Source organism: Burkholderia sp. LMG 13014, from assembly GCF_905232215.1.
Lineage (GTDB): Bacteria > Pseudomonadota > Gammaproteobacteria > Burkholderiales > Burkholderiaceae > Burkholderia.
In genome coordinates this window covers 1-3,587 of sequence record NZ_CAJNKE010000593.1, presented here as the reverse complement: position 1 = coordinate 3,587, position 3,587 = coordinate 1, and the positions used below count along the sequence as shown (strand labels likewise).

The 3,587-nt window shown below is 69.7% G+C and carries 1 protein-coding gene and 1 pseudogene; both read left to right on the top strand.

The window, feature by feature from the left end:
• Positions 1-53 precede the first annotated feature (53 nt).
• Positions 54-1,640, top strand: a pseudogene (locus JYJ84_RS31490) (GMC family oxidoreductase); the annotation flags it as partial.
• Positions 1,627-3,587 (top strand): alpha/beta hydrolase fold domain-containing protein (locus JYJ84_RS31485; protein ID WP_205189927.1); only part of this gene is annotated, 1,961 nt, incomplete at its 3' end. The pseudogene JYJ84_RS31490 and the gene JYJ84_RS31485, both read left to right, overlap by 14 nt.

Below are 3,587 nucleotides of genomic sequence, written 5' to 3'. Positions count from 1 at the left end.
GCATACGAGATCATGCCTAGTCTCGTTGGCTCGGAGATGTGTATAAGAGCCATCTCGTCAACGTGCCGACCGGCGCGGTCGCGATGATGCCGACCCGCATCAACAACTGGGCCTTCGACACGGTGCCGCAGTCGGGCCTCGGCGGGCGCATCGGCTACCAGCCGCGCGGCAAGGTGCTCGGCGGTTCGTCGGCCATCAACGCGATGGTGTATATCCGCGGCCATCGCGTCGACTACGACGGCTGGGCCGCGCTCGGCAACGAAGGCTGGGCCTACGACGACGTGCTGCCGTACTTCCGCCTGAGCGAGCACAACGAGCGCTTCGACGATGCGTGGCACGGCCGCGACGGCCCGCTGTGGGTGAGCGACCTGCGCACCGGCAACCCGTTCCATGCGCGCTACCTGGAAGCCGCGCAGCAAGCCGGCCTGCCGCTCACCGACGATTTCAACGGCGCGCAGCAGGAAGGCATCGGCATCTACCAGGTCACGCAGAAGCACGGCGAACGGTGGAGCGCGGCGCGCGCGTACCTGCTGCCGCACGTCGGCCGCCGCGACAACCTGACGGTCGAGACGCATGCGCAGGTGCTGCGCATCCTGTTCGACGGCACGCGCGCGATCGGTGTCGAAGTGCGGCAGCATGGCGAGGTGCGCACGCTGCGCGCACGGCGGGAAGTCGTGCTCGCGGCGGGCGCACTGCAAACACCGCAGTTGCTGATGCTGTCGGGCGTCGGCCCGGGCCGCGAACTCCAGCAACAAGGCATCGCCGTGCATGCCGACCTGCCCGGCGTCGGCCGCAACCTGCAGGATCATCCGGACTTCATCTTCGGCTACCGCACCCGCAGCGTCGATACGATGGGCGTGTCCGCGCGCGGCGGCCTGCGCATGCTGCGCGAGTTCATGCGCTTCCGCGGCGAACGGCGCGGGATGCTGACGTCGAATTTCGCGGAAGGCGGCGGCTTCCTGAAGACCCGCGCCGAGCTCGACGCACCGGACATCCAGTTGCACTTCGTCGTCGCGCTCGTCGACGATCACGCGCGCAAGCTGCACGCCGGCCACGGGCTGTCGTGCCACGTGTGCCTGCTGCGGCCGCGCAGCCGAGGCTCGGTCACGCTGAACAGCGTCGATCCGCTCGCGGCGCCGCGCATCGATCCCGCGTTCTTCGACGATCCGCGCGACCTCGACGACATGGTCGCGGGCTTCCGCCTCACGCGCCGGCTGATGGAGGCGCCGGCGCTCGCCGGCTGGACCACGCGCGACCTGTTCACCGCGAACGTCCACACCGACGATGAAATCCGCGACGTGCTGCGGCGGCGCACCGACACCGTGTATCACCCGGTCGGCACGTGCCGGATGGGGCACGACGCACTCGCCGTCGTCGATCCGCAGCTGCGCGTGCGCGGCCTGCAGGGTCTGCGCATCGTCGATGCGTCGATCATGCCGACGCTCATCGGCGGCAACACCAACGCACCGACGATCATGATCGCCGAGAAGGCCGTCGACCTGATCCGCGGCGTGTGCCGCACGCCCGCGCGGCTGCAGGGCGAAACCGTCAGCATCACGACGGATCCCGACACCGTTCCTGCATCGCGCGCCGCGCACGATACCGTCCAGCCTGAGGAAATTCGCCATGTCGCCGCGTGACGCAACCCGTCTGACCGAATCCGCCGCACCGCTTGCGGCGATCATCATCGGCGCCGGCTTCGCCGGCATCGGCATGGCAGTCGCGCTGCAACGTGCCGGCATCCACGATTTCGCGATCGTCGAACGCTCGCACGACGTCGGCGGCGTGTGGCGCGACAACAGCTACCCGGGCGCCGCCTGCGACGTGCCCTCGCACCTGTACTCGTTCTCGTTCGAGCCGAATCCGGCCTGGTCGCGCGTGTTCGCGCCGCAACCCGAAATCCATGCGTATCTGCAGCATTGCGCGCGCAAGTACGGCCTCGCGCGCTATTTGCGCTTCGGCGCCGAAGTCGCGCACGCGCGCTACGACGAAGCCGCCGCGCTGTGGCGCGTCACGCTCGCCGACGGCACGACGCTGAGCGCGGCCGTGCTCGTCAGCGGCACCGGGCAGTTGAGCCGCCCCGCGATGCCCGACCTGCCCGGCATCGACACGTTCCGCGGCCGCGCGTTCCACTCCGCGCACTGGGATCACGACTATTCGCTCGCCGGCAAACGCGTGGCCGTGGTCGGTACCGGCGCATCGGCGATCCAGTTCGTCCCGGCGATCGCCGGCGACGTGCAGCGCCTGGTCGTATTCCAGCGTTCGCCGGCCTATGTGATGCCGCGCCCCGACCGCGCGTACCGCCCGTGGGAGAAGGCGCTGTTCCGCCGGCTGCCGTGGGCGATGAAGCTGCATCGCGCGTCGATCTACCTGCGCTACGAATCGCGCGCGATCGCGTTCACGCGCCTGCACAAGGTGATGAAGGTTGCAGTCGGCCGGCCGTTCCACAAGCTGCTCGCACGCGACGTGCCGGACCCGGCGCTGCGCGCGCGGCTCACGCCCGACTACCCGATCGGCTGCAAGCGCATCCTGCTGTCGAGCGACTACCTGGCCGCGATGAGCCGCGACAACGTCGAGCTCGTCACGCAGCGGATCCGGCGCGTCACGGAGGACGGCATCGAGACCGTCGACGGCGTGCACCATCCGGTCGATGCGATCGTCTACGGCACGGGATTCGCGGCGACCGAGTTCCTGTCGCCGATGCGCATCACGGGCCGCGACGGGCTCGACCTGAACGACGCATGGCGGCGCGGCGCGCAGGCGTATCTCGGGCTCACCGTGCCCGGCTTTCCGAACTTCTTCATGCTGTACGGCCCGAACACCAACCTCGGCCACAACTCGATCGTCTACATGCTCGAAAGCCAGATCGCGCACGTGATGCGCTGCCTGCACGCGATGCGGCTCGACGGCGCGCGCGCGATCGACGTCGACGCGCGCCGCTACCGGCGCTTCAACGTGCACGTGCAGCAGCGGCTCGAAGGATCGGTATGGAACAGCTGCAAGAGCTGGTACGTCGATGCGTCGGGACACAACAGCACGAACTGGCCGGGCTTCACGCTGACCTACCGGTGGATCACCCGCTTCACCGGGATGTCCGCCTACCGCTTCACGCATCCGTTGCCCGAGTCGGTCGCACCGACGCCCGACGTCGTGGTCGCGCCGCCCGCCGGACGGCTGGAGGCCCTCACTGCCGCATCGCTGCGCGGCTTCCTGCGCGTCGCGTTCCGGCCGCTGATCGGGCCGCCGTTCGGCGCGCGCATGCAGCGCCGCGTCGTCGCGCTGCTGTCACCGCTGATGCCGGGCACGGGCGGCACGCTGCGCTACCGCACGTCCGCGCATCGCGTGCCGGTCGAAGTCGTTGCGCCGAAGCACGGCGATTCGGGCGGCGCGATTCTCTATCTGCACGGCGGCGCTTTCTGTCTCGGCGGGCCGCATACGCATCGCGGCGTGACGACGCGGCTCGCGAAAGATGCCGGCCTGCCGGTGTGGGTGCCCGATTACCGGCTGGCCCCCGAGCATCCGAGCCCGGCCGCGCTCGACGATGCGCTGGCCGTCTATGACGCGATGCGCGCGCAGGGCCATGCGCC